At 68.6% G+C, this 26,206-nt stretch carries 27 protein-coding genes; 17 read left to right on the top strand and 10 right to left on the bottom strand.

What is annotated here, in order from left to right; genetic code table 11:
* Positions 1-208: 208 nt before the first annotated feature.
* The 6 genes from J2852_RS16510 to J2852_RS16485 all read left to right on the top strand — a co-directional run bounded on the left by J2852_RS16510 (position 209) and on the right by J2852_RS16485 (position 5,616).
* Positions 209-781 (top strand): sigma-70 family RNA polymerase sigma factor, encoded by a 573-nt coding sequence (locus tag J2852_RS16510; RefSeq protein ID WP_209877413.1) that lies wholly within the window; start codon positions 209-211, stop codon positions 779-781.
* Positions 778-1,437, top strand: coding sequence for a ChrR family anti-sigma-E factor (locus J2852_RS16505; RefSeq protein ID WP_209877410.1), 660 nt, complete (start codon positions 778-780; stop codon positions 1,435-1,437). Before J2852_RS16510 ends, J2852_RS16505 begins: the two co-directional genes overlap by 4 nt.
* A gap of 163 nt (positions 1,438-1,600) precedes the next feature.
* Positions 1,601-2,056 (top strand): (2Fe-2S)-binding protein, encoded by a 456-nt coding sequence (locus J2852_RS16500; protein ID WP_209877408.1) that lies wholly within the window; start codon positions 1,601-1,603, stop codon positions 2,054-2,056.
* A gap of 3 nt (positions 2,057-2,059) precedes the next feature.
* Entirely contained in the window at positions 2,060-4,252 is a 2,193-nt protein-coding gene (locus J2852_RS16495; protein ID WP_209877406.1) for a xanthine dehydrogenase family protein molybdopterin-binding subunit, read from the top strand.
* Positions 4,253-4,377: 125 nt separating this feature from the next.
* Positions 4,378-5,199, top strand: coding sequence for a YoaK family protein (locus tag J2852_RS16490; RefSeq protein WP_209877404.1), 822 nt, complete (start codon positions 4,378-4,380; stop codon positions 5,197-5,199).
* Positions 5,200-5,208: 9 nt separating this feature from the next.
* Positions 5,209-5,616 carry a PIN domain-containing protein gene (locus J2852_RS16485; protein ID WP_209877402.1) on the top strand — a complete coding sequence of 136 codons (408 nt, stop codon included), beginning with the start codon at positions 5,209-5,211 and terminating at the stop codon, positions 5,614-5,616.
* Between the two features lie 17 nt (positions 5,617-5,633).
* Here the strand turns inward: J2852_RS16485 and J2852_RS16480 are convergent, their stop codons facing one another.
* The 5 genes from J2852_RS16480 to J2852_RS16460 form a co-directional block, all read right to left on the bottom strand.
* The gene (locus tag J2852_RS16480) at positions 5,634-6,545 is read right to left on the bottom strand and encodes a cation diffusion facilitator family transporter (protein WP_209877400.1); all 912 of its coding nucleotides are present in this window, start codon (positions 6,543-6,545) and stop codon (positions 5,634-5,636) included.
* Positions 6,546-6,557: 12 nt separating this feature from the next.
* Positions 6,558-7,154 carry an NADPH-dependent FMN reductase gene (locus J2852_RS16475; protein ID WP_246499726.1) on the bottom strand — a complete coding sequence of 199 codons (597 nt, stop codon included), beginning with the start codon at positions 7,152-7,154 and terminating at the stop codon, positions 6,558-6,560.
* 117 nt (positions 7,155-7,271) lie between these two features.
* Complete coding sequence (locus J2852_RS16470) at positions 7,272-7,934, bottom strand: DsbA family protein (protein WP_209877398.1); 663 nt, start codon at positions 7,932-7,934, stop codon at positions 7,272-7,274.
* 13 nt (positions 7,935-7,947) lie between these two features.
* Complete coding sequence (locus J2852_RS16465; protein ID WP_209877396.1) at positions 7,948-8,853, bottom strand: DMT family transporter; 906 nt, start codon at positions 8,851-8,853, stop codon at positions 7,948-7,950.
* Between the two features lie 85 nt (positions 8,854-8,938).
* Positions 8,939-9,523, bottom strand: coding sequence for a TetR/AcrR family transcriptional regulator (locus tag J2852_RS16460; protein WP_246499724.1), 585 nt, complete (start codon positions 9,521-9,523; stop codon positions 8,939-8,941).
* A gap of 86 nt (positions 9,524-9,609) precedes the next feature.
* On the opposite strand from J2852_RS16460, the gene J2852_RS16455 reads away from it, so the two are divergent.
* A complete protein-coding gene (locus J2852_RS16455; RefSeq protein WP_209877393.1) occupies positions 9,610-10,572 on the top strand; it encodes a small ribosomal subunit Rsm22 family protein in 963 nt (320 codons plus the stop codon).
* Here J2852_RS16455 and J2852_RS16450 read toward each other — a convergent pair.
* The 4 genes from J2852_RS16450 to J2852_RS16435 form a co-directional block, all read right to left on the bottom strand.
* Positions 10,569-11,021, bottom strand: a complete 453-nt coding sequence (locus J2852_RS16450; RefSeq protein ID WP_209877391.1) for a hypothetical protein — start codon at positions 11,019-11,021, stop codon at positions 10,569-10,571. The two genes, J2852_RS16455 and J2852_RS16450, sit on opposite strands and share 4 nt — an antisense overlap.
* The gene (locus J2852_RS16445) at positions 11,018-12,541 is read right to left on the bottom strand and encodes a GspE/PulE family protein (RefSeq protein WP_209877389.1); all 1,524 of its coding nucleotides are present in this window, start codon (positions 12,539-12,541) and stop codon (positions 11,018-11,020) included. The genes J2852_RS16450 and J2852_RS16445 overlap by 4 nt, the downstream gene beginning before the upstream one ends.
* Before the next feature lie 17 nt (positions 12,542-12,558).
* Positions 12,559-14,055, bottom strand: coding sequence for a hypothetical protein (locus J2852_RS16440; RefSeq protein ID WP_209877387.1), 1,497 nt, complete (start codon positions 14,053-14,055; stop codon positions 12,559-12,561).
* A 165-nt stretch (positions 14,056-14,220) separates the two neighbouring features.
* Positions 14,221-14,871 carry a hypothetical protein gene (locus J2852_RS16435; protein ID WP_209877385.1) on the bottom strand — a complete coding sequence of 217 codons (651 nt, stop codon included), beginning with the start codon at positions 14,869-14,871 and terminating at the stop codon, positions 14,221-14,223.
* A gap of 559 nt (positions 14,872-15,430) precedes the next feature.
* On the opposite strand from J2852_RS16435, the gene J2852_RS16430 reads away from it, so the two are divergent.
* The 10 genes from J2852_RS16430 to lon all read left to right on the top strand — a co-directional run bounded on the left by J2852_RS16430 (position 15,431) and on the right by lon (position 25,418).
* Entirely contained in the window at positions 15,431-16,654 is a 1,224-nt protein-coding gene (locus J2852_RS16430) for an ABC transporter substrate-binding protein (RefSeq protein WP_209877383.1), read from the top strand.
* 619 nt (positions 16,655-17,273) lie between these two features.
* Positions 17,274-18,098, top strand: a complete 825-nt coding sequence (locus J2852_RS16425) for a universal stress protein (protein WP_209877377.1) — start codon at positions 17,274-17,276, stop codon at positions 18,096-18,098.
* A 130-nt stretch (positions 18,099-18,228) separates the two neighbouring features.
* Positions 18,229-18,762 (top strand): hypothetical protein, encoded by a 534-nt coding sequence (locus J2852_RS16420; RefSeq protein WP_209877510.1) that lies wholly within the window; start codon positions 18,229-18,231, stop codon positions 18,760-18,762.
* Entirely contained in the window at positions 18,750-20,234 is a 1,485-nt protein-coding gene (locus J2852_RS16415) for a type II secretion system protein GspD (protein ID WP_246499722.1), read from the top strand. Before J2852_RS16420 ends, J2852_RS16415 begins: the two co-directional genes overlap by 13 nt.
* A gap of 21 nt (positions 20,235-20,255) precedes the next feature.
* Positions 20,256-21,434, top strand: coding sequence for a type II secretion system F family protein (locus tag J2852_RS16410; protein WP_209877375.1), 1,179 nt, complete (start codon positions 20,256-20,258; stop codon positions 21,432-21,434).
* Between the two features lie 17 nt (positions 21,435-21,451).
* Positions 21,452-21,820, top strand: a complete 369-nt coding sequence (locus tag J2852_RS16405; protein WP_209877372.1) for a hypothetical protein — start codon at positions 21,452-21,454, stop codon at positions 21,818-21,820.
* Between the two features lie 13 nt (positions 21,821-21,833).
* Positions 21,834-22,079: a hypothetical protein gene (locus J2852_RS16400; protein ID WP_209877370.1), complete on the top strand. Its 246-nt coding sequence runs from the start codon at positions 21,834-21,836 to the stop codon at positions 22,077-22,079.
* Between the two features lie 176 nt (positions 22,080-22,255).
* Positions 22,256-22,573 (top strand): DUF2934 domain-containing protein, encoded by a 318-nt coding sequence (locus J2852_RS31565; protein ID WP_246499720.1) that lies wholly within the window; start codon positions 22,256-22,258, stop codon positions 22,571-22,573.
* Between the two features lie 41 nt (positions 22,574-22,614).
* A complete protein-coding gene (locus J2852_RS16390; RefSeq protein ID WP_209877368.1) occupies positions 22,615-23,022 on the top strand; it encodes an Hsp20/alpha crystallin family protein in 408 nt (135 codons plus the stop codon).
* Between the two features lie 11 nt (positions 23,023-23,033).
* Positions 23,034-25,418, top strand: coding sequence for an endopeptidase La (gene lon / locus J2852_RS16385; protein ID WP_246499718.1), 2,385 nt, complete (start codon positions 23,034-23,036; stop codon positions 25,416-25,418).
* A 252-nt stretch (positions 25,419-25,670) separates the two neighbouring features.
* Here lon and J2852_RS16380 read toward each other — a convergent pair whose 3' ends face one another.
* Positions 25,671-26,006 (bottom strand): hypothetical protein, encoded by a 336-nt coding sequence (locus J2852_RS16380; RefSeq protein ID WP_246499716.1) that lies wholly within the window; start codon positions 26,004-26,006, stop codon positions 25,671-25,673.
* Positions 26,007-26,206 lie beyond the last annotated feature (200 nt).

Raw genomic sequence — 26,206 nt, 5'->3', positions numbered from 1 at the left:
GCCTGTCGCGAAAATTTCCGCAATCCAACTTATCCAATCGTTCGTATATTCTCTTAACCGTTTTTCTGTTATCTCGCCATCAAACATTTCTTCGACGAACGGTCTGATGTATCTTGCGCCAACATATCCCTGCGGTTTGCCTCCCGGCCTGTTGAGGGGGCGGCCGTTCCTCCCAGCCGGTTCACGGGCGCAAGACCACCGAGAGGGCATGCTGCATCAGGCCGATCCGGGCGACCCGTCGTCGCCGTCCCGTGAGCAACTCCTCATCGCGGTTGCCCGCGACCGCGACCAGGAGGCATTCCGGGCGCTGTTCCGCCACTTCGCCCCGCGCATCAAGGGCTACGCCCGCCAGCTTGGCGCCGACGACAGCGCGGCGGAGGAGCTGGTGCAGGACGTCATGCTGACCGTGTGGCAGCGGGCGGAGACCTTCAACCCGGCGCTGGCCAGCGCGGCGACCTGGGTCTTCGCCATCGCCCGCAACCGCCGCATCGACCGCGCCCGGCAGGAGCGCCGTCCGGAACTGCGGGCCGACGACATCGCGCCTTTCGATGACGTGCCGCAACCCGACCATGAGGTCGAGACCGCCCGGGCCGCCTCCCGCCTGCGGACGGTGATCGGCGAACTGCCGCCCGAACAGGCCGAGGTTCTGCGGCTCGCCTATTACGAGGACAAGGTGCATTCGGAGATTTCCGCCGAGCGCGGCATTCCCCTCGGCACCGTGAAGACCCGCCTGCGTCTGGCCCTCGTCCGCCTGCGCCGCGCGATCGGGGGGGAAGCATGACGCGCACGCCCATCCTTCACCCGGCCCCCGAACTGCTGCTCGACTACGCCGCCGGCAGCCTGCGCGAGGTTCAGGCCCTCCTCGTCGCCTCGCACCTCGCCTATTGCCCGGACTGCCGCCGGCAGGTGGCCGATTTCGAAGCCTTCGGCGGCGTGCTGCTCGAAGAGGTTCCGGCCGAGCCCGTGTCCGTTGGCCTGCTCGACGCGGTCATGGCCCGCCTGTCCGAGGCCCCCGCGCCCCCTCCGACGCCCGAACCGGCGCACCCAATCCGCAGCCTTCTCCCCGGTCCGCTGCGCCGCGCTGTCGGTGCCGAGCCCGAGGCGCTGGAGTGGGTCCGCATCGTGCCGGGCATCCATGTGTCCGCCTGGGCGCTCAGCGTCGGCACGGCGTCGGCCTGCCTGCTGCGCATGGGGCCGGGCAGCCGCGTTCCGGCGCACAAGCACACTGACTGCGAGATGCTGCTGGTGCTGAAGGGCGGCTATTCCGACGAGCACGGCCGCTACGCCGTGGGCGACGTCGCGGCCTATGAGCCGCACACGCCGCATCACGCCGTCGGCGACCGGGATGGGGAGTGCCTGTGCCTGCTGGTGCAGGACCAGCCCCTGGTCTTCACCGGGCCGCTCGGCTGGCTGCTCAATCGCGGGATCCGCTTCTGAGGGCGGATCTCACTTATGAACCCTGTTCATAGGTTTATGCTGATAAGAGCATCTAATCGCCAAGCTTCCTTTCGCTTAAGAATATCGGTCCGATGCCGGCGCCGCCCACGCGGCTCCGGTTGCTGCCCCCTGTGGATGTCAACAGCCCGCAAGGAACGGACTCATGAAGCTGATCGTCAATGACCGGGAGTACGAGGTTGACGCCGATCCCGAGATGCCCCTGGTGTGGGCGCTGCGCGACCTTGTCGGACTGACGGGCACGAAGTTCGGCTGCGGCGCCGCGCAGTGCGGTGCCTGCACGGTGCATGTGGACGGTCAGCCGATCCGCTCCTGCGTCACTCCGGTCAGCGCGGTCGCGGGGCAGAAGGTGGTGACCATTGAGGGGCTGACCGGCAAGGTGGCCGAGGCGGTGACCAAGGCCTGGACGGCGCTGGACGTGCCGCAATGCGGCTATTGCCAGTCGGGGCAGGTGATGGCCGCCGTGGCGCTGCTGACTGCCACGCCGAAGCCCAGCGACGCGGACATCGACGCCGCCATGGACGGCAACCTGTGCCGCTGCGCCACCTACCAGCGCATCCGCGCCGGCATCCACCAAGCGTCCCAGACCCTGGAGGGCTGAGCCATGCGTTTCCTCGCTCCGAAGCCGTCGCCCCAGCTCTCCCCCGCGCTGTCGCGCCGCCGCTTTCTCGTCCTGTCGGGCGTCGCCGGGGCCGGGCTGACCCTCGGGCTTCCCATCGCGTCGGCCAAGGCGCAGCCGGCGGCGAGCGCCGCGCAGACTCCCTTCGCGGCCTATCTGCGGGTGGCGCCGGACAACAGCGTGACCGTCCTGTCCGCGCACATGGACATGGGGCAGGGCATCTACTCCGGTCTGGCGACCCTGGTGGCCGAGGAACTCGGCGCCGACCCGGCCCAGCTCCGCGTGGAGGGCGCCGCCGGCAATCCGAAGCTGTACGGCAACCTCGCCTGGGGCGGGGCCGTACAGGGCACCGGCGGCTCGACGGCCATCGCCTCCTCCTTCGAGCGCTACCGGCGGGCCGGCGCCACCGCGCGCGCCATGCTCGTCCAGGCCGCCGCCAACGAGTGGAAGGTCCCTGCGTCCGAGATCACTGTCGAGCGGGGCGTGCTGACCCATCGCTCCGGTCGCCGGGCCACTTTCGGAGAGTTGGCGGAACGCGCCGCTGCGCTGCCGGTGCCGGCCGACGTGCCGCTCAGGGATCCGAAGGACTGGACCCTCATCGGTTCCGAATCCGTCCGCCGCGTGGACAGTGCCGACAAATCGACCGGCCGGCAGACCTACACCATCGACGTCAAGCTGCCGGGTCTGCTGACGGCCGTGGTGGCGCACCCGCCGCGCTTCGGCGGCTCCGTGCGCTCCTTCGACGCCACGGCGGCGAAGGCCGTCAAGGGCGTTGTCGAGGTGGTGCAAATCTCGCGCGGCGTGGCGGTCATTGCCGAACACACCTGGGCCGCGATCAAGGGCCGCGAAGCCTTGAAGGTGGAATGGAACCTCGACACCGCCGAGGCGCGCGGAACGGCCGAGTTGATGGAGGAGTTCAAGCGCCTCGCGGCCCAGCCGCCGACCGCCGTTGCCGCGCGGCGTGGCGACGCCGACAAGGCGCTGGCCGGCGCCGCCAAGGTGGTGGAGGCGACCTACGAGTTCCCCTACCTCGCCCACGCTGCGCTGGAGCCAATGGACGCGGTCGCCCGCAAGGACGGCGACGTGCTGGAGGTCTGGGGCGGCCACCAGATGCCCGACCTCTATCAGGCGAAGGCCGCCGCGATCGCCGGCGTTTCGCCCGACAAGGTGCGCCTCCACGTCATGATGACGGGCGGCAGTTTCGGCCGGCGCGCCACGCCCGACGCCGACGTGATCGTCGAGGCGGTGGAGTGCGCCAAGGCCATCGGTTGGCGGGCGCCGGTCAAGGTGCTGTGGACCCGCGAGGACGACATGCAGGGCGGCCGCTACCGTCCCATGTACCTCCACACCGTGAAGGCCGGTCTGGACGCCGCCGGCAACCCGGTCGCCTGGAAGCACCGCATCGTCGGCCAGTCGATCCTGGCGAACTCCCCCTTCGCGGCCATGGTCAAGGACGGCATCGACCCGACCTCTGTCGAGGGCGTGTCGGACAGCCCCTACGCCGTTCCCAACCTCACGGCGGAACTGACGACGGTGGCGGCCGGGGTTCCGGTCCTGTGGTGGCGCTCGGTTGGGCACACGCACACGGCCTACGCCATGGAGACCATGATCGACCAGTTGGCGACGGCGGCCGGGCGCGACCCCGTGGAGTTCCGCCGCGCCCTGCTGACCGATCATCCCCGCCACCGCCGGGTGCTTGACCTCGCGGCGGAGAAGGCGGGCTGGGGGCAACCCCTGGCGGCCGGGCGCTTCCGTGGCGTCGCCGTGCATGAATCCTTCGCGACCGTGGTGGCGGAAGTCGCGGAGATCGCCATGGACGACCGTGGCGGCTTCCGGGTCGAGCGCGTCGTCTGCGCCGTGGACTGCGGCGTGGCCGTCAACCCCGACCAGATCCGCGCCCAGATGGAAGGCGGCATCGGCTTCGGCCTGGGGGCCATCCTCCATTCGCGGATCACCCTGACCGGCGGCGAGGTGGACCAGAGCAACTTCGACGGCTACGAGGTGCTGCGCTTCACCGAGATGCCGCGCGTCGAGGTGCACGTGGTTCCCTCGGCGGAACCGCCGACCGGCGTGGGTGAGCCCGGCGTTCCGCCCATCGGCCCGGCGGTCGCCAACGCGCTCGCCGCCGCCGGGCGGACGGCCCGCATCCTTCCCCTGAGCCGCGGAGCGCAGACCTGACGATAGGGATCCGCAACCACCGGCCTCATACGAAAACGTCAGCGATGCCCTGACGCGGGCGCGTTGTCCTTGGCGGCGTCCGTCCGCTATGCTGTCCCATACGCCCTCTGTCCTTGCGGTGCAGCATGCCGGTCTCCTACCTCCGCACCCTGTCGGGGAGCAAGCGGACGAGACGCGCCAACATCCATCTCGGGCTGTCGCTCGCCTTCGTCGCCGGCGCCATCAACGCCGGCGGCTTTCTGGCGGTGCTGCAATACACCTCGCACATGACCGGCATCGTGTCGTCCATGGCCGACAATCTGGTCCTGAGCAACCTGGCCGCCGTCGCGACCGGCTTGGCGTCTTTGGCCGCCTTCATCGCGGGCGCCGCCTATTCGACCATTCTCATCAACTGGGGCCGCCATCACCGGATGCGCAGCGAATATGCCTACCCGCTGTTCTGGGAGGCGCTGCTGCTTCTGTGCTTCGGGATCATGGGCCAAGCCCTGGAACAGCATCAGGCCCTGGCCGTGCCCATCACCGTCCTGCTGCTGTGCTTCATCATGGGGTTGCAGAACGCGATCATCACCAAGATTTCCAACTCCGAAATCCGCACGACCCACATGACCGGCATCGTGACGGACATCGGGATCGAGCTGGGCAAGCTCTGCTACATCAACTCGCAGAAGGAATCCGCACGCTATAAGCCCGTGCGCCCCAACTGGCCGAGGCTTTTCCTGCTGCTGTCGCTGCTGACCTCCTTCTTCCTCGGTGGTGCGGCCGGGGCCGTGGGGTTCAAGCACGCGGGCTACGTGACCACCATTCCGCTCGCGATCTTCCTCATCTTCCTGGCGATCGTTCCGCTGGTGGACGACGCGCGGATGCGGACGCGGCTGCTTCTGCGCCATCGCGCCCACCATCGCCGCGCCCACAAGCCCCCGTCCATCGACCATTCCCAGACGTCGTGACGGGGCGCCGTGACGACGCGCGTCATCCTCGACACCAACGTCTTTGTCGCGGCCGGCTTCAAGCCGCAGAGCGCGTCCGCCCGCATCGTCGCGGCGATCCGGGAGGGGCGGTGCCTGCTGGTCTGGAACGAGGCGACGCGGTCGGAGGCCAAGTCCGTCCTCGGCCGCATTCCGCGTCTGCGATGGGAGGACGCGTCCGCCCTCTTCACCCAGGCGGGGGAATTTGCCGGTCCGGTCTTCCCCGACGACTTCCCGCAGGTCGCCGACCCGAACGACCGGAAATTCGCCGCCCTGGGCGCCGCCACCGGCTGCCCGGTGGTCACCAGCGACGACCACCTGCTGGCCCATCGGGAAACCTTCCCCTTCGCCGTCCTGACGCCCGCGTCCTTCGTGGACCGCGAGGGGTTCGAAGGCTGACGCTTATCGGCTGATGCTCATCGCGCGATGCTGCGCGGCTTGATGAAGATCGCCGCGACCTCCCGGTGCGTGTCCTTGACCTGCCGTTCGATGGTCGCGACGGCGTTTTCCACCGCGCCCGCCGTCATGCTGTCGGTGAAATCCACATCCATGGCGATCACCACCTGACGCGGGGCGAGATGGACCGACAGAACGGGTTCCGCCCGCTCCACGCCGGGCATGTCCAAGGCCAGCGCCTTGATGGACGCGATCAGTTCGGGCCGCGCCGCCTCGCCGATCAGCAAGCCCTTGCTTTCCCGCGCCAGGAACATTGCCGTGCCCGCCAGCAGCGCGGCGATGGCCAGCGAGGCGACACCGTCCAGCACGGGCAGGTCCAGCCGCTCCGCCGCCAGCGTCGCCACCAGGGCGATGAACAGCCCGATCAGCGCGGCGCTGTCCTCGAACAGCACCACGAAGGTCGTCGGATCCTTGCTTTTCCGCACCGCCTCCACATAGCCGAGGCTCCCCTTGGAGGCGCGGAACTCCCGCACGGCGACGCGCCAGGACAGGAATTCGAACAGCATGGACAGCACCAGGACGACGTAGCTGACCATCGGGTTGGCGATGGGATGCGGGTCCAGCACGCGGGCGACACCCTCATAGGCCGACACCCCGGCGCCCAGCGCGAAGATCAGCAGCGAGACGATGAAGCTCCAGAAATACAGCTCCCGCCCATAGCCGAGCGGGTGCGCCGCATCGGCCGGCCGCGCGGCCTGCCGCAGGCCGTGGAGCAGCAGAACCTCGTTCGCGGTGTCCACCACCGAATGGACGCCCTCGCTCAGCATGGCGGAACTGCCGGTCATCGCCGCCGCGACGAACTTCGTCACCGCGATCATCAGGTTGCCGGCCAGCGCCGCGTAGATGACCTTGCGGGAGGCGGTGGAGGACATGGGGCCGGCGCTCTACGCCCCGGCTCCCTCCGCCCCGGCCCCCTCCGCCATGTGCAGCAGCCGGATTTCGGCCAGCAGGTCGTCCACGGCGGCCAGCGCAAAAGTCACCGACGCTTCGTCCACCAACCGGCCGTCCTTGATCTTCTCGTGGACGGAGGCGATTACCACCTGCGGCCGGGCGATGACGCGCCCCATCATGCCGGCCAGCGTCTCCCGCATCTCGTGCTGGGCGCGCACGCCGCCGGTGAAGGCGGGGGAGGCCGTCATGATCAGGATCGGCTTGCCCTTGACCGGCGACCGCATGGCGGGGCGGGATGCCCAGTCCAGCGCGTTCTTCAGCACGCCGGACATACCGTAATTGTACTCCGGCGAAATGACCACCAGCCCGTCGCTGGCCCCGATCGCCTCGCGCATCGCCACCGGGGCCGGCGGGGTGTTCTCGGCATCCAGGTCCGGGTCGTAGGGCGGGATGTCGTTCAGCGGAAAGATCGTCAGCTCCGCCTTGCCGGCCAGCTTTTCCTTCAGGGTCTCCAGCACGGTCGTGCAGTGGGAGTTGCGGCGGATGCTGCCCGACAGGCCGAGCAGGCGAAACGGCTGATTGGCGTTCATGATCGAATGTCCTGGGGCTGGAATGGGGGCCAGCCGGCGCGCGGCAGCGGCGTCAGCCGGCATACTCTCCGGCTCTGCAACCGGTGAGCGGCGGCGAAGGCACGCGGCGCGGACTCTTTATGTCGTTTGGCGGTTGCCCAGTCCCAGCCCCAGCCCGGCCAGCCAATGGTCGAGCAGCGCCAGGATTTGGTCCGGCGGCTGATAGCCCCGCGTCACGGCGACGTAAGGACTGCCGTCGCCTTCCCCCGCCAGCAATGTGGGGAATCCGGTGATGCCGGCCCGTTGAGCGATCCCATAGTCGCCCCAGGTTTCCTGCTTCGCGTCCTCGCCGCGGAACAGCGCGAGGAAGCCGTCGCGGTCCTCCCCAACCCTTTCGGCAAGGTCGGCCAGAACCCGCTCGTCCGTCACGTCCTGGTTCGCCGCGTAGAAGAACGCCTGCACGAGGTGCAGGTAATCGAGCGCCTTCGTCATCCCGCCGCGCCGCACCACCACCACGGCGCGGGCGGCCGGATCGGTGTCGTAGACGAAGCCCTCGCGGTCGAAGAAGCTCAGGTCGAACGGCTGGTTGGACGCCGCGTGCACGTGCTCCCAATGGGTGCGGGTGGAATGCTTGGCCTTGTCGTCCATCGGCTTCGTTGTCTGGGGGCGCAGTCCACCCATGACCAGCCGGATCGGCAGCCGGTTGCTAAACTTATGGCGGATTGCCTCGATCACCGGCGCGAAGCCCCAGCACCAGGAGCACATGGGATCGGCGACATAAACGAGATGCGGTCCGGCCATAGTCACCCTCTCCTCAAGCCCGCCGAATCTTGCCCACGATGACCAGCGCGATGCCACCGAGAATCGCCGCCGAAGCCAGGGCCAACCGCATCGTGATCGTCTCCCCCAGCATCAGCGCGCCGCCGACGGCGGTGATCGCTGGAACGCTCAACTGCACCGACGCCGCGCGGGCGGCGCTCAGGCCGGGCAGGGCGGCGTACCAGATCGCGTAACCCACCCCCGACGCCAGCGCGCCCGACAGCACCGCGTACAGCAGCCCCATCGGATCCGGAGTGAGGCTGCCGACCATGGGCAAGGCCAGCAGCAGGGCCAATGGCGACGCCCGCAGAAAGTTCCCGGCGGTCGCCGCGAGCGGGGGCGTGCTGCTGCGCCGCCCCAGCAGGGAATAGGCGCCCCAGGCGGCACCGGCCACCAGCATCAGCGCGCTGCTGAAGGGCGGCGGCGCGGACACCCCCGGCGCCACCAGCACCACCAGCCCGGCCGAGGCCATGGCCAGCCCGGCCCACTGTGCGGGCGCCAGCCGCTCGCCCCTTATGAGCCCTGTGACGATCATCGTGGCCTGCACCGCACCGAACAGCAACAGCGCCCCGGTTCCTGCCGCCAGCGAGACATAGGCGAAGGAAAAGGCCGCCGCGTAGGCCAGCAGCGCCACCGCCGCGCTCCAGTCCCCGCCGATGCGCCGCTCCTTGCTCGCGGTCATCGCCAGCAGGCAGAGAGTCGCCGCGCCGGACAGGATGCGCACCAGCGTGAAGGTCGCCGGGTCGATGGCCGTGTGGGCCAGCGCCAACCGGCACAGGACGGAGTTGGCGGCAAAGGCCAGCATGGCGACAGCGGTGAGCATCGCCACCTTCGCAGCCACGGGCGGGGCGGCGTCCGCTACTGCACCTGCCGCGGATGTCTGCCGGTCCAGCGTCGTCATGCCCCCGCCTCCCTCTTGCCTATCTGGTGATAGGTAGGCACGACGGACGCCAAACTGTCAAACCTCTCCCATGCGGTATGACCGTTCAGTCTTGGGACAGTCCGTCGAGCAGCACGCCGATGGCCGCGTCGAAATGGGCCACGTCCTGATGCACGCGGGCGATCAGCATCGCCCCTTCCAGGCTGGCGACGAACAACCGCGCGACCTGCGCGGGCGAGGCGTACGGGCTCCAGCGCAGGCGGGTGCCTTCAGCGGCAATCTGCGCCTCCAGCCAGCCGGCGCACGCGTCGAAGAAATCGGCCAGTTCGTGTTGCGCCTGCTCCGGCAAGCCGGCGACCTCCGCCCCCATCATGCCGCACAGGCAGAATCGGTTTCCCGTGACCAGATGCGTGCGGAACAGGTTCACGAAGCTCCGCATCCGCTCCCGGAAATCGGCCTCGCCCTCAATGCGCGCCAGCGCCGATTCGGTCTCCGCGCGCTGCATCCGGACCAGCGCGACGGTCAGGTCGCCCTTGGACGGAAAGTGGTGGTGAACGCTGGCCGATTTGATGCCGATGTGCGCGGCGATGTCGCGAAAGCTGACGCCCGCGATTCCATGCACCTGCGCGATTTCCTTCGCGCGGCTGAGAATGCGTTCTTGGGTCTTTGGGGCCTGAGTGCTCTGGGCCATGGCCGGACAGTACGCCCCCGCCGCTTGGACAGCAAGCCTGCCGCATTTTCCGATTCCTTAAGGGCTTGCGTCCCATGGTGCGCGCCATGGAACTGCCTCCCTCGCTCCGTGGCGCGGTTGACCGCGCGCTTGAAGGCATCAGCCTCGCCGACCTGAAGCGCTCCGCCGACATCCTGTCGCAACGCTACCGGGCGGAGGTGCGCGACGGCCGCATGCACCTGTCCGACGACATGGCCGCGCGCGCCTACCTCGCCACGCGACTGCCCGCCACCTACGCCGCCGTCCGCGCCGGCATGGAATTCGTCGCCGACCGGCGCCCGGACTTCGCCCCGGTCACCGCGCTGGACGTCGGGGCCGGTCCCGGCACCGCCTTCTGGGCGGCCTCCGACTGCTGGCCGAGTCTCGACGACGCCCTGCTGATCGAAGGCAGCCCGGCCATCCGCGCCTGCGGCGAAGCCCTCTCGCAAGCCGCATCGCCGTCCCGAATCGAGTGGCGCTCGGCCGACATCATCAACGGTCTCCCCGATCTCGCCCCGCGTGACCTCGTGACGCTCGCCTATGTGCTGGACGAACTGTCCTCGGACGCGCGCGACCGCCTCGTGGACCGTCTCTGGTCGCTGACCGCCGACACGCTGCTGATCGTGGAGCCCGGCACCCCCGCCGGCTGGCAGCGCATTCTTCGCGCCCGCGACCGGCTGCTCATCATGGGCGCGCACATGATTGCGCCCTGCGTCCACGGCGGCGCCTGCCCGCTGGCCGCGCCGGATTGGTGCCATTTCTCCCGCCGGGTCGCCCGCTCGCGCCTGCACCGCCAAGCGAAAGGGGCGGAGGTGCCGTGGGAAGACGAGAAATACGCCTACGTCGCCGTCTCGCGCCAACCCGGCCCGTCCCCGGAGGCGCGCATCCTCGTCCCGCCCCGGTCGGGCGGCGGCCGCATCGCCCTCAGGACCTGCAACGCGGACGGCAGCGTCGGCGAACGGGCGCTCAGCAAGCGCGACGGCGCCGCCTTCAAGACCGCCCGTAGACTCGACTGGGGCGATTCGCTTTAGGAAGCGGCCTTCGCCACCCAATAGGTCCCGGCCACGGCACCCGGCGTGCCCGCGCCGCCGCCGCAGCCTTCGCCCACCGTGTAGAGCCCCTCGGCGAACCGCGCCTTCAGCCGGTCGAGCGCCTCGCGAGTCGGCCGGTCCTGCGTCGTGCCGGACAGGCAGAACCACGTCCCCGTCGTATCCATCCCATAGCTCCAGGCCAGATCCTTCGGCGGGGTCGGCTTGGTGCCGTAGGCCGGGAACAGCGTCGCTTCCCACCCCTCCACGGTCGGGGCCGGCAGCCCCGCCGCCTGCCGCGCGCGGAAGGCGGATTCCAGCGTCTGGAAGCCGGCCTCCGCTGCGCCGCCGATGCGGATGCGGGTCTGGGCGTCCGCGCTGATGTATTGCACGCCGCCCAAAGTGATGGTGGCGAACAGGGCGACGGCCATGACGACATGGACGATGCTCACCGCTTGCCCTCCCGCACGGCCGGGACGGTGCCGCCCAGCCCTTGCGCCTCGCTGCCGAAGACGCGGCGGACCTCGGCGCCGGTGGTCAGGCCGGCGTGGAACTTGGCGACGGCGTCCTGCATCATCGTCGTCCAGCTCCGCTGCCCCTTGGCGGCGGCGACCACGGCGGCCCCATTCTCGAAGGGCGCGCATTCGCTGACGACGGTGCGCCCGCCATAGCCGGTGTCCTGGCAAGCCTCGCACCCCGCCCCCCGGCAGGCCGTGCAGGTGGTCCGGATCAGCGACTGCACCAGCACGCAGCGCAGCAGGTTCTTCAGGTCGTGCGGCGCCACGCCCAGATGGCGCATCCGGTCGATGGCGCCCTGCACCGACCCGGTGTGCAGCGTGGTCAGCACCATGTGCCCGGTATCGGCCGCGCGTACGGCGATCTTCGCGGTTTCCTCGTCGCGCACCTCGCCCAGCACGATCACGTCCGGATCGGCCCGCATGAAGGAGCGGACGACCTGCGCGAAGTCCAGCGACACCGCCGGGTTGACGCTGACCTGCCCGGCGTAGGCGACGCGGTATTCGACCGGATCCTCGATGCTGTAGACCGCCTTGCCCAGCCGGTCCATCTCGCGCACCGTGGCGGTCAGGGTCGTCGTCTTGCCCGACCCGGTCGGCCCGCAGACGAGGCACAGGCCGTGCCGCTGGTCGACGCTGCGCCGCCACTCGGCCACCCGCGTGATGCCCAGCCTGTCGAGGATCGGCTGGATCCGCTCGGCGTCGAGGATGCGCAGCACCAGGATCTCGCCGTCCACCGAGGGCACCGTCGCCACGCGCAGGTCCACCGCGCGCCCCCGCAGCTCCACGTCGAAGCGGCCTTCCTGCGGCACCCGCCGCTCGGCCAAGTCCATGGCGGCGCGGTCCTTGATCTGCGCGGCGATGGTCGCGTACTGGTCCAGCGTGCCTTCATGCACCAGCTGGCGCACGCCGTTGACGCGGAAGAAGACGCTGTAGGACTTGCGCCGGGGCGCGATGTGGATGTCCGACGCGCCGGCCTCCACCGCCTGGGACAGCAGCGTGTCCAGCCCTTCCGGGTCGCCCGCGGCGCTCTCGCCGCGCCGGACGCGGTCCAGGAAGTCGTCGAAATGGTCGGGCACGAAGGCGACGAAGCGCACCCGCTTGCCGGGGTAGTATTTCGCCACCACCCGCGCCGCGATCATCTCCTCATGCAGGGTGGAGATGTAGACGGCGTCCTTCGTCTCCCCCGTCACGATGATGGCGTGCTTTTCCAGCAGCCGCAGCGGCACCGGTGTGGCCGCCACCGGCTCCGGCATGTGGGCGGCGGCTTCGTGGCTGGTCTGCGCCTCCGTCAGGTCGGCGCGCGCGACGAAGCCATTGCGCACGAGGATAGAGCCCAGCGGCTCCCCCGTCACCCGCTGCTCGGCCAGCGCCGCGTTCAGGATCGGCCGCGACACCAGCCCCCGGTCCAGCAGATAGGCGGCCAGCTCCTCGCGGACGGCGGTGGGAGGTCCCATCGGTTCGAAGGGCGTCCTCATTGCCGGCAGCCCCAGTTCGCGCGGACGATCCGCTGGGTGAACAGCTCGCCATGGCCGCACTTGGCACCCGGCGCCACCGTCACCTGCGTGTTGGCGTCCGCCGCCACCCGCGCGCCGCCGAGGTCCAGCACGCCCGCCGCCTTCGGCCGCGCCGCCGGGGTGCCCAGCGCCGTGGCGCTCAGCTCCAGGGCGCCGTTTTCCAGCACCACGGCGAACTGGGTGTCGCCGTCCGTCGCCACGTCGGTCCGGTCGAGGATTGTCTGCCCGCCGCCCGACCGGATCGCCGCCAGCGGCACGCCGCCGCGCCCACGCACATGCAGCCTTGGGCGCTTCTTCTCTGCCGCGAAGGTTACCGCCGCCCCGAGAGAGGAGACCAGCGCCGCGCGCCCCGTCCCGACCGAGGCGACCACGTCCGCATCCCGGAACAGCGCCTCGCCCCCGGCCACCTGCACGCCGTCCCCCGACCCGGACGCCAGGGTCAGGCTGCCCGTCACGTCCAGATGCGCGTGGGAGACCTTCAGCGCCGGCCCGCCGTTCACCGCGATGGCGTTGCTGCCGACGAAGGTGACCCGCGTTCCCGGCATGGCCTCGACCGCCGTCTCGAACCCGACATTCTCCACCCGCACATCGTTCGGCAGGCGGAAGCTCGCCCCCGCCGCGTTCGACCCGACGACGACACCCGGCCCTTCGCCCTGCAACACCACCCGCGCCGCCCGCCCGGCGCCCATTCCGGCGGCCAACTGGTCGAGCAGCGCAGCCGGCACCTCGTGCCGTCCCGGAACCATGCGCAGCACCATCGTCGCCGGCTGGGTCGCCTGCCACAGCCCCAGCGCCGCCGTCAGGGTCATGGCGTTGGCCGGTGTCGTCCCGCTGCCGTCGCCCATGGCTTCCGGCGCGACGTGGCGGCGCACCGTGGCCGCCGCCGCGATGGCGGCGAGGTCGGCGGACGCGCCGCGCGTCACCGCAACGACCGATCCGCCGGGCACCGACAGCAATCCGTCTTTCATGGTCAGGGACGCGCAGGACGGCAGCTTGTCCGATCCGATGGACGGGGCCAGCACGGCGGCCAGCACCCCGGCCCTGGCGACCTCTGGCGGCGCGGCCGGGGCCGCAATGGCGTAGGCCCGCGCTCCGGCCGCTCCTTCCTGCGGCCAGGCGGCGGTGACGATCCGTTCGGCCACCGCATCCTCGGCCGGGGCGAACACGCAGTAACCGTAGGCAGCCCCCCACGGCGTCCGCATCCCCGGCACCAGCCAGGCCGGCAGTTCCATGCTGCCGTCGGCGTTTTCCTTTGGCGCTGGCGGGTAGAGCACGCCGTCGTTCTTCAGCGTGCGCAGGTTCGCCTCCACCAGCGCCGCGAGCTTGTGCATCTGCCCAGCGCTGCGCTGCGCCTGCGCCACCTTGTCGGACGACTGGACGAGCGTGAACGCCGTGTAGCCCGTCGTCGCGACGAGCGAGATGGCCATGATGGTGATGAGAAGAAACGAGACCATGATGCGTTGCGGAGGCTGCGCGCGTCGTCCAGTCTATCCGGGATCAAACCCGCCGTGCCGGAAAAAAGAAAGGACCGGCCGAAATCAGCCGGTCCTTGGTATTCCACGGGGGCATTCCACGAGGTGGGCGGACCGCCGAAGCTTGGCGCCCACCCACTCAGATCGTTACTGCTTGTAATAGACCAAGTACTTCTGCACGCCACCCGCCAGGCCGTCACCGGCGAGGAAAGCGATGCCCGCGCCGCTGCCCAGGGACAGGCCGGTCGGGTTCGTGCCGAGGCCGACGCAGCCGAACTTGAAGCCGGTCAGAGCGGTGTTGAGCGTCGCGTTCGAAATGACCGACGTGGACAGGTTGGGCACGCCGGTCACGCCCGGCGCGGCCAGGTTGCCGGTGGGGGAAACCATGCCGCCCGCCTTGGCGATTTCCAGGCATTGGGAACCGGAGGTCGAGTTCAGCACGATGAAGATGCCCGGGCCGGGGGAGGACGTCAGATCCAGCTGATAAGCGGCCGTACCGGTGGCGCCGAAGGTGGTGGCGATGGTCGGTGCCGTGGGCACCGCGGCGAGGTAGCCACCCGAGATCAAGTCCGTCGAGAGACCGGTCGCCGTCATGGTCGGGACCGTGGTGCTGGTCGTGTTGCCGTTGCTGGTGTACAGCATCCAGGCGCCCTGCATCTGCGCCATGTTCTGGATCACGCCGATGGCCGCGGCCTTCGGGCCGGCGCTGGTGAAGGCGGAGCCGCCATAGAACACGCCGGCCGCACCCATCACCGCCGTTAGCGCGACGGCAATAATAACAACGATAAGATTGTACATCGTTTTCCCTTTCTACTTCTTTCCGTCGGGCTGGCGCGGTGAGGGCGCAGTCACTCGAAAATTGACAAAGCTGTATCTGGTTTTCGGAATTGTCTCTTTTCTGGAACTGTTCACATACGAGATGTCAAAATTCGGCTATGCTTGAGTATCGATGAATCCGTAAAATCTTTAACGGAGTATGAATTCACGTCTTTGGGTTGGGCTGTGCCGCCCATCACAGCGTGACGGTTTGTCGCAGTGCGCCTCAGCCCGTTAAAAGCGGCCCCTGGTGGGGCGAACCGGTCGCGGCGAGCGCAATCAAAGATGGATCGTTGGGAAGGGGAGGCCGACGAAGCGGCGCGTGACGGTGCCGCTCCAGGCCCCGATAGGTGGCGGTGTCTTGATCGCCCTGCACGCAAATGCAATGCAATGGAAAGGCAAGCGCTTGTTGGCGCTGTCCTGCGCGACAAATAGCCGCTGTTGCATTTGGCTGTCCTATGGACGAGTATTTTGCAATGCTGATTGACCGACCCCCAAATCGGCACAAAAAACCATTATAAATCAAAGAGGAAACGATCCGATGCGTCTTCTGAAGTCGCTCGCCTGCGGCGTCGCCGCCTGCACTCTGGCCGCCGGCATGGCTGCTGGGACCGCGCAGGCCCAGGTTTCCAACGACGCGGTGAAGATCGGCCTGCTGACCGACATGTCCGGCACCTATTCCGATCTCGCCGGTGCCGGCGCGGTCGCCGCCGCGCAGATGGCGATTGAGGATTTCGGTGGCAAGGCCGCCGGCAAGCCCATCGTGCTGCTGACCGCCGACCACCAAAACAAGGCCGACATCTCCGCCAACAAGGCGCGCGAATGGGTGGACGTCGAAAAGGTGGACGTCTTTGCGGAACTGGTCACGACCTCCGTGGCGCTGGCTGTGAACGAGATCGCCAAGGCCAACAACAAGATTACCCTGATCTCCGGCACCGCCTCGTCGCGAATCACCAACCAGGATTGCTTCAAGGGCGGCATCCACTGGACCTACGACACCTACGCCATGGCCATCGGCACCGGCCGCGCCATGGTGGAGGAGGGCGGCAAGAGCTGGTACTTCCTGACCGCCGACTACGCCTTCGGCCAGAACCTCCAGGACGACGTCAGCAAGGTCGTGAAGTCGTCGGGCGGCAAGGTCCTGGGTGCGGTCAAGCACCCGTTCCCGGCCAGCGATTTCTCGTCCTTCCTGCTCCAGGCCCAGTCCTCGAAGGCGGAGGTGATCGGCCTCGCCAACGCTGGCGCCGACACCATCAACGCCATCAAGGCCGCCAACGAGTTCGGCATCGTCCAGGGTGGCCAGAAGCTCGCCGGCCTGCTGGTCTTCATCACCGACATTCACTCGCTGGGTCTTGAGACGGCCAAGGGCCTGAACCTGACCACCGGCTTCTATTGGGACATGGACGAGAAGACCCGCGAGTGGTCGAAGCGCTTCCACGCCAAGACCGGCAAGATGCCCAGCATGGTCCAGGCCGGCGTCTATTCCTCGCTGATGCACTACTTCAAGGCGGTCGATGCCACGGGCACCGACGACACCGACAAGGTGGTCGCCAAGATGAAGGAGACGAAGGTCGAGGACTTCTTTGCCCGCAACGGCCGCATCCGCGAGGATGGCCGCATGGTGCACGATATGTATCTGGCCCAGGTGAAGACCCCGCAGGAATCGAAGGGTCCGTGGGACTATTACAAGATCGTCCGCACCATCCCGGCCGAGGAGGCCTTCCTCCCCATCGCCGAAAGCCAGTGCCCGCTGGTCAAGAAGTAATTTTTTCTCTTTAGCCCCTCTCCCCCTGTGGGAGAGGGGGTGGGGTGAGGGGACGGCCGAAGGCCGGCAAATCGTGGTGGTGACGAGGATTCACCACAAAGACACGAAGACACAAAGATTTTCACAAAGAAGCGCCTTTCGGCGGACGCGCCCTGCGGAACGCCGGAAGCCCTTTGTGATCTTCTTTGTGTCCTTTGTGCCTTTGTGGTGAGCCCCTTCATCGTTGCTCAATCTTTTCGCGTGGGCTACAATTCCTAACACAATTGGGCGAGGTGCGCCTGTCAGCCAATGCAGCATTGGCCAATGACATGTTGCGCTGGTTAATACCCGATACGCATGGCTCGTCATTAGTCTGTACGCGAATCGTTGTGCGCCGCTGCACAACGAAAGCCTACGAACAATGGCTCGTAAAGCGTTGCAGCAACACAGAGAAGTGCCGATTTCGCCCATTGTGCAGAGTCCAGCCCCCTCAAAAACTGCACAATGATGCACAACGGCCGTTATGTGCTCTGCGCATAACGGCCGAACCGGACGCTCGCGGCGGTTTTCCCGCTGGAATCCGGGACGGCATCGTTGGACAATCGCCGCAGGGAACAAAAAGAACGGGAGGAGCTTTTCCATGTCTCTCAAGCACATCCTCGTGCACCTCGACTCCAGCCCCCATGTGGAAACGCGGCTGGATGCGGCGCTGGCGCTCGCCAAGCAGCACGGGGCTTTCGTGCGCGGCCTTTTCGCGCAGCCTGACCGCAACGCCACCAGCGTCATTGCCCGCCGCTCCAGCGACCACCTCGCGGAAGCCTCGGCGCGCAGCGAGGCGCTGTTCCAGGGCAAGCTCCAGGCCGCCGGCCTCCAGGGCCAGTGGCACGCGCTGGCGCATGGCGAGTACAACCACGTCATCCGTGAGACCATCATCTGGTCCCGATTCGCCGACCTTACGGTCCTCGGCCAGTACGACCGCAGCAGCGGCGACGGCGTGGCCCCTGAGGAAATGAACGAGCAGGTCGTCCTCAATTCCGGGCGCCCGGTGCTGGTGCTTCCCTACGCCGGCCAGTTCCCGGTGATCGGCAAGCGCGTCGCCGTCGCCTGGAACGCCGAGCGCGAGGCCGCCCGCGCGCTGGCCGATGCCATGCCGCTGCTCCAGGCCGCCAGCGAGGTGACGGTCATCACCGTCCTGACCCAGGCATCGTCCGGCGCTCCGACCGAACCTCCCCGTGTCGGCGTGCAGGAGCATCTGGCGCTGCATGGCGTGAAGGCCGAACAGACGCACTTCACGGTGTCCGACATCGGCGCCATGGACGCGCTGCTCGCCCGCACCATGGACGCCGGCGCCGACCTGCTGGTGATGGGGGCGCACGGCCATTACGGCTTCCCGTTCCTGCACCGGGGCGGCGGTACCCGCCACGTGCTGCGCACCTGCCCGGTGCCGCTGCTGCTCTCGCACTGATCAGAGGCTTGTGGCTGGGTCATTCCCGTCACCTCATGCTGGCGGAGCGGCGTTCTGCGGCGTATAGCTACGATTGGTTAACCCATTTGGGGTGTAGCTGAACGCGAGACGGGTTCGTACGGCGGCGGGAATGATCCATTCCAGGACAAGGCTGATGGGGCAGGGGGCGTGGCGCGGCATCGCGTTTGCGGCCTTCCTTCTCGCGCCCGCGTCCGCCTTTGTCCCTCTCCCGGCATTGGCCATCGAACCGAACCCCTTCCTCGCCCCGTCCGAGCGCGCCGACGACATCGAATTCCGCCTGCAAAAGCGCATCGAAAAGGCCGTCTCGGCCGCCGAGGATCGGCTGATCAAGGCCGTGGTGGACGCACTGAACGGCAGGGACGGCGCCGGAATCCCGAAACCCATCCAGGATGCCGTCGCCCGCAAGGGCGCGGCTCCCGCCGCGTCCGCCAACACCAGCCTGCCGCCGGGTCTGCCGGGCCTGCCGCCGTTGCCCAACGTGGCATCGGCCGGCGGCGGTTCCGACGTGGTTCCGGCCGGCGCGGTGTTCATCGGCTGCCTGGACGGCAAGGCCTTTTTCCAGGATCGCGCCGGCTCCCCCTTCCTGGTCGATCCGCGCGCCTTCCCGTCCTCGTCCGGAGGAGCCGGCGCTTGCGGTCGTTAGTTTCCACCCTTCTGCTGACCACGCTCCTTGCCGCCTGCAGCCTGCCGCCCGCCGGCAACCTGCCGCCGCGCGACGATGTGGTCCGCGACTCGCAGAACCGCATGGAACTGGAGGGGGCGCCGGCCGTCACCCACGTTCCGGTCGGGCGCGGCATGCTGGTGGTGCATTCGGTGCGCGAGGCGCTGCCGCCGTCCGTTGCCGCCCGGCGCATCTCGGTCAGCTACCCGGCGGGGGAGAACACCCTCGACCGCCTCGTCACGATGCTGAGCTTCACCGGCGTCCGCGTCGCGACCCGGTTCGAGCAGTCGAGCGATTCGGAAATGCTGGCCCGCGCGCTGCCCTTTCGCTCCTTCACCGGCACGCTCAGCGAACTGACCAGCGTGCTTCAGGGCGGCATGGGCATCGTCTCCTGGTGGCAGGACGGCACCCTGTTCCTGACCGACCGCGACCGCTACGCCTTCACGGTTCCGCAGATCGCCGATGTGATCCAGTCGGTCTCCGCCGACCTGAAGAGCATGGGGGCCGGCGACATCACCCCGTCCCTGCGCGGCGGGCAGATCGTCTTCTCCGCCCCGCCCAGCCTCTACACCGAGGTGATCCGGCCCTACATCGACCGCATCCACCGCAACATGGCGATGGTGAAGGTCCAGTTGGCCGTGGTGACGCTGGGCCTGACCGACCAGTCGGCGAGCGGCTTCGACTGGTCCAAGCTGGTCCTCCAGTTCAACAGCCGGAACAGCAGCACGACGACGACCACGACCGGGACGACCGGAACGACGACCACCAACGGCGTCCAGACGGGGCTGTCCACCGCGACCGACCCGGTGTCCTTCGCGGTGTCGCCGACCGGCCAAATTCTGGGCATCAACGGCGTCTTCAACGTGGCTGGCGCCATCGACTTCCTGTCCCGCTTCGGCAATACCGACACCAAGCAGAACGTCGAGGTCCACACCCTGTCCGGCGCCCAGGTGACCCTGCGCAGCGGGCAGGAGGTCCCCTACGTCAGCGGCGTCGGCGTCAACACCATCGGCGCGGCCGGCACGCTCAGCCCCGGCCTGCTGGGGTCGGCCCAGACCTCCACGGTCAAGACCGGCCTGACCATCAAGCTGACCCCCTTCTACGACGCCGACACCCGCATCGTGACCGCCGACCTGAACGTGCTGGTCAACAGCCTGATCCGGTTCGTCCAGCTGTCCGCCGGCAATCAGGTCGGCACCATCACCCAGCCGCAGACGCAGGAGCAGGCGCTGAACGACATCGTCCGCGTCCTGGCCGGCAACACGGTGGTGCTGGGTGGCCTTCAGGTGGACAGCAACACCTTTGACAACAACGAACCCGTCGCCACCCGCCGCGAGGGCGACAACCAGCAGGCGACCTCGCCCATCACCCACCGGGCGCAGCAACTGTCCCGCGAAGCCCTCTTCATCATCATCCGCCCGACGGTCACGGTCTTCGTCGAGCAGGACCGCTGAGCGGCGGAAGAGGGAGGGGCCATGGCGCGCTTCGAAGTCCGCCTGATCGCCGCCGGCAAGGCCCGCAGCCTGACGGTGGACGCCGCCGACGCCGACGCCGCCCGCGCCGCGCTCAGCGGCCGGGGCCGCATCCTGTCCGTCCGCCGCCGCTCCTCCTTCACCTTCGCCCGGACGCTGGACCACAACGAGCGGCACATCCTCTTCATCCGACTGGCCGCCATGCTGGAGTCCAAGGTCGGCCTCGCCGAGGCGCTGCGGCGCATCGCGTCTTCCTTCGAGGGGCGCATCCGCCGCGTGGCCGAGCGGATGGCTGACGCGGTGGAGACCGGCGACGACCTGCCCGGCGCCATGGAACGGCTGCCCGGCGACTTTCCGGCCACGGTGGTGGCGCTGGTGCGGGCGGGCGGCTACGGCGCCGGCACGCCGGACGCCCTGCGCAACGCCGCCACCTTCGAGACCGACATGCTGTCCTCGGCGCGGGACTTCCGCGTGGGCCTGTGGATCTCCGTCGGGCACGCCCTGCTGGGGGCGGTCACTATGATCCTGACCGCCCATGTGCTGAACCCCTGGCTGATGCAGACGGACCTGATCCGCAACGCCCAGACCGAGGTGGACGTGGCCTGGGTCGAGCTGGCCTCCAACGTCACCAGCGGGCTGGTGTTTGCCTTCCTTCTTCTGGTGGCGGTGCTGGGCACGGTGGGCACGGTGGGCCGGCAACTGGCGCCGGCGGCGGCGGACCGCATCCTGTTCGCCCTGCCGGTCTACCGCCACATCGCGCTGGGCCTCAGCCACTACATCACCTTCCACAAACTGTCGCTGCTCATCGGCTCCGGCGTCGGGATGGACAAGGCGCTGAACCTCGCCGCCGATTCCGCCGACCGGGGCATGCTGGCGGAGGAGTTGCGCCGCGCCGCCCGCGCCGTGGTGCTGGGCCGGAACTGGGCGGAGGCCCTGCGCTCCGTCCACGCCACCGACCGCGCCTCGCTGGCCGCGGCGGAGAGCCGGGTGGAGGTGGCGCGGACCCTGCACGCCCTGGCGCTTCAGCACCGCGACCTCTACCTGCTGAACGTCCGCATGGCCCTGCCGGTGTTGCGCGGGACCGCCGTCATCTTCCTGGGCATGTCGGGCCTCGTGCTGTTCGGCCTGACCATCCTGCCCATCCTGCAAGTCTCCGAACAGCTCGCCAAGCAGTCCTTCTGACCCCAGTCGAGCCGCCAATGTTCGAAGCCAAGACCACGCGCGTTCTGTCCATCCTCCTGATCGTGGCCGGGGCTGCCTTCGCCGGCATGGGCGGCGGGCTGTATTTCCGCGCTTCCCGCCTTGCCGGCACGGTCGAGGAGCAGAACCAGCAGGCCGAGGCCGCCTGCCTGGCCCGGCTGAGCGGTTTGGGGGCGGTCACCCGGACGGAGACGGGGGGCGTGCGCCTGATCGTCCCCACCGTGGAAGACCCGCGCGGCCGGCTGTCGGACGCGTCCGCGTTGCTGGGGGCCTGTCCCGGCTGGTCGATGGCCTATTTTTGCATGGGGCAGCGCTGCGCCCCGGACGGCAAGGTCGCCATGGTGGTGGACCTCTCCCCGCCCGACTGAGGGACCCCCGTGCATGAACTGGCTTCGCCTCTTCCTCATCGTCTGCCCGGTTCTGGTCGTGGCCGCCTTGTTGGGAACCTGGGCGGCGCTGGGCTTCGACACGTTCGGCCTCAGCCTGCACGGGCTGCTGGCCATGATCCTGGGGGCGGTGCTGACCAGCGCCGTGGCCATCGGGCTGATGGCCCTGGTCTTCCTCAGCAACCGCAGCGGCCATGACGACGACGTCGGTCGCCCCGACCCGCCGGACGGCCATGCTTGAAGGACACGCCTGACCGCGACTCGAACGGCCATTCCCCTCTCTTCCGTCTGATGTCCGCACGGACAGGGGAACGCCCATGATTCCGCGCCGTTCTCGTAGCCAATGACGGGCCTTGGCATGCACGCCGGGAGCCCAGAGTCGCCTGTTGACGGGCCGCTGGTCGAGGGGGAGACGCGATGGACGAGAACCGCATCCGCGAGCGGGCTTACGAGATATGGGAACAGGAAGGTCGTCCCGAAGGCCGGCATGCGGAGCATTGGGAGCGGGCCTGCCGCGACTGCGGGCAGCCGAACCCAAATCCGGATATCCGTGCGCCCGAGGCCATGGACGCCAACACCGTTCCCAAGCAAGGCGACGCCGGCAACCTCGGCCGGGCCGCCGCCGGCATGGGCGCCATCGAGTCCGGGGCCGAGTCCGGAGCCGAATCCGGTGAGCGCCGGGGGGCCGAGGAACGGGCACCCGGCGCCCGCGAGGAAGCCGGCGGCGGCGCCTGACGCCTCCTTGCCCCTGATCCGAGAGCCCCCAAGGAGGGTCCATGCCATCCCGTCGCGATCCCGGCACCTGGATGTGGTCCGAGGCCGTCGAACTGCTCGATCGGGCCGAGCGGCTGCACCGCCAATTCTTCCGCCCGGCCACGCCCGGCCCGCGCCGGGCCTGCTGGACCCCGCCCATCGACGTCTACGAGACGGAGGACGCGGTGGTCATCGCGGTTGCCCTGCCGGGCGTCGCCGCCGACCAGCTGGAGGTCGCCATTGAGGACGGCGTCCTCGTCGTGGCCGGCGAGCGGACGCTGCCGCTGGGGCGGGACGGCATCATCCACCGGCTGGAGATTCCCCACGGCCGCTTCGAGCGGCGCATCGAGCTGCCGCCCGGCGCCTACCGCATGGGCCGGCGGGATCTGGTCGCCGGCTGCCTCGTGCTGGCGCTGGACAAGATGGGTTGAAGGACAAGCGCATGAGCGATGAGCATGGCCCCGCCAAGGCCTTCGGTCTTCCCGACGACGTGATCCCGATCATTCCCGTCCGCAACCTCGTCCTGTTTCCGGGCGTGGTGCTGCCGGTCACGGTGGGGCGCGCCCGTTCGGTCGCCGCCGCCCAGGAGGCGGCGCGGACCGAACGCCCGGTCGGCATCGTCCTCCAGCGGGAGGAGGCGGTGGAGGAACCGACCGGGGTGGACATGCATCGGGTCGGGGCCACGGCGGGCATTCTGCGCTACGTCACCACGCCCGACGGCTCCCACCATCTGGTCTGCCAGGGGCAGCAGCGGTTCCGGGTCACTGAGTGGGTGTCCGGCCACCCCTTCATGGCCGCCCGCGTCGAGATGGTCGAGGAGGCCGACGCCAACACGCCCGAGGTCAAGGCCCGCTTCCTGAACCTGCGCAACGAGGCCGTGGAGGCGCTGCAACTGCTGCCGCAGGCGCCGCAGGAACTGCTGGGCGCGGTCCAGGCTATCGACAGCCCCGGCCAGCTGGCCGACATGACCGCCAGCTACATGGATCTGAAGCCGTTCGAAAAGCAGGAGGTGCTGGAGACCTTCGACCTGCCGGCCCGGCTGGACAAGGTCGGCAACCTGCTGGCCCAGCGCATCGAGGTCCTGCGCATCTCCCGCGACATCCGCGAACGCACGCGCGAGTCCATGGACGAGCGGCAGCGGGAATTCCTGCTGCGCGAACAGCTCCGCGCCATCCAGAAGGAGCTGGGTGAGGCCGACGAGGGCCGGCAGGCCGAGATCGGCGAGCTTCAGGACGCAATCGCCAAGGCCGGCATGCCCCCCGACGTGCGCGAGCACGCCGAGAAGGAGTTGCGGCGGCTGGAGCGGATGCCGGAGGCGGCGGCCGAACATTCCATGGTCCGCAGCTATCTCGACTGGCTAATCGAGATGCCGTGGAGCCGCCTGTCCGAGAGCAGCATCGACATCGCCGAGGCGCGCCGCATCCTGGACGAGGACCATTACGGGCTTGAGAAGATCAAGCGCCGCATCCTCGAATTCCTCGCCGTGCGCAAGCTGAACCCGGAGGGGCGCAGCCCGATCCTGTGCTTCGTCGGCCCGCCGGGCGTCGGCAAGACCTCGCTCGGCCAGAGCATCGCCCGGGCCACCGGGCGGGCCTTCGCGCGGGTCTCGTTGGGCGGCGTCCACGACGAGAGCGAGATCCGGGGCCACCGCCGGACCTACGTCGGCGCGCTGCCGGGCAACATCGTCCAGGCGATCCGCAAGGCCGGCACGCGGGATTGCGTCCTGATGCTGGACGAGATGGACAAGCTCGGCCAGGGCTTCCACGGCGACCCGTCGGCGGCCCTGCTGGAGGTGCTGGACCCGGAGCAGAACGCCACCTTCCGCGACCATTACCTCGGCGTGCCGTTCGACCTGTCCAAGGTCATGTTCATCGCCACGGCCAACGTGCTGGACACCATTCCCGGCCCGCTGCGCGACCGCATGGAGGTCATCGAACTCAGCGGCTACACCGAGGACGAGAAACTGGAGATCGCCAAGCGGTATCTGGTCAAGCGCCAGCTGGTGGCGAACGGGCTGACGGCAGAGCAGCTGGAACTGCCCGACGAGACGCTGCGGGCCATCGCCCGCGACTACACGCGGGAGGCCGGCAACCGCAACCTGGAGCGCCTGATCGGCGCCGTTTGCCGCCACGTCGCCGTCCGCATCGCCGAGGGGCGGGCGGAGCGCATGACCATCACCCCGGAAAACCTGACCGAGATCCTGGGGCCGCCGCGCTTCGAGAACGACGTGGCGATGCGGACCAGCGTTCCCGGCGTCGCGACGGGGCTCGCCTGGACGCCGGTCGGCGGCGACATCCTGTTCATCGAGGCCAGCCGCTTCGCCGGTTCCGGCCGGCTGATCCTGACCGGTCAGCTGGGCGAGGTGATGAAGGAGAGCGCGCAGGCCGCGCTCACCCTCGTCAAGTCGCGGGTGCGGGAGCTTGGCCTCGACCCCGAGGGGTTGGACAAGTTCGACATCCACATCCACGTCCCGGCGGGCGCCATCCCGAAGGACGGGCCGTCGGCCGGCGTCGCCATGTTCACGGCGCTGGTCTCGCTGCTGTCCGGGCGCTGCATCCGGTCCGACACGGCGACGACCGGGGAGATCAGCCTGCGGGGTCTGGTTCTGCCCGTGGGCGGGATCAAGGAGAAGGTCGTGGCGGCGCAGCGCGCCGGCCTGAAGACGGTCATGCTGCCGGCGCGCAACCGCAAGGACTTCGACGACATTCCGCAGGCGGTGCGGGAACAGCTGACCTTCGTCTGGCTGGATCGCGTGGACGACGCGGTTCGGACGGCGCTGAGCGGCGATGCTGCCGCCGAACCGGACGAGCAGCGGAAGGCCGGCTAGCGGAGCTATGCGGTTAATGCATGGGTTTTGCCTGTGCCCTGTTGTGCACCATTGTGCAGATTTCGAAGATTCGCAAATCTGCACAATGGGCAAACAGAGCGATTCACGCTGATGTGGCAGCGGGTTGCGCGTGTTTGTTCGTGGACGGTCGTTGTGCAGTGGCTGCACAACGATGTGTATACGAATGACGTGCGCGAGCTATGCGGTTTCGGCATCGCTCCGGCGCAAGTCTCCCGTTGCCTGCGAGGAATTTTATCTCACCTCTCGAACCGGCGGGAAGGGGTGCGTCTCGCGGGTCGGGGAGGTGCGGCGGTCGTGCAGGCTGGGATAGCGCAGGCAGGTGCGGCGGTAGAGCGCCGTCATCTCCGCGACCATCTTCTCGTTGTTGCGGCGGCGGGCGTCGTTGAGCGTGTCCCAGACCATCTGGCGCAGGGCAGCGTGGCCCCAGGGCTCCCGCATCAGGTCGTTGCCGCGAATGGCCGCTTCCTTCAGCGTCAGATGTTCATGCAGGGCAATGACGGCGATCTCATCGGCGGCCAGAAGGTTGTCCGTCGTCGGGCTCTCCTCCAGGAACGGCATCGTCGGCATAGGCGTTCTCCCTCGCGATGATGGATTCGGCAGCGCTTTCGCCGTACACGGGTGGCTGCTTCGTTGATTGATAATATCGTAACAAGCGCCAAAAAGTTTCCGCAACGGAACGAAAGGCCGAGGCGGGATCGGCTAGGCCGGTGGTCGAATCGGCGAGAAAGGGCATAGGCCGCGACATCACCTCCCTTGTTTCAAGGGGG

It is taken from the genome of Azospirillum soli, from assembly GCF_017876165.1.
In the GTDB taxonomy this organism is placed as follows: Bacteria; Pseudomonadota; Alphaproteobacteria; order Azospirillales; family Azospirillaceae; genus Azospirillum; species Azospirillum soli.
Note: the sequence above shows the minus strand (reverse complement) of the source record. Positions and strands in the feature narration are given on the sequence as shown.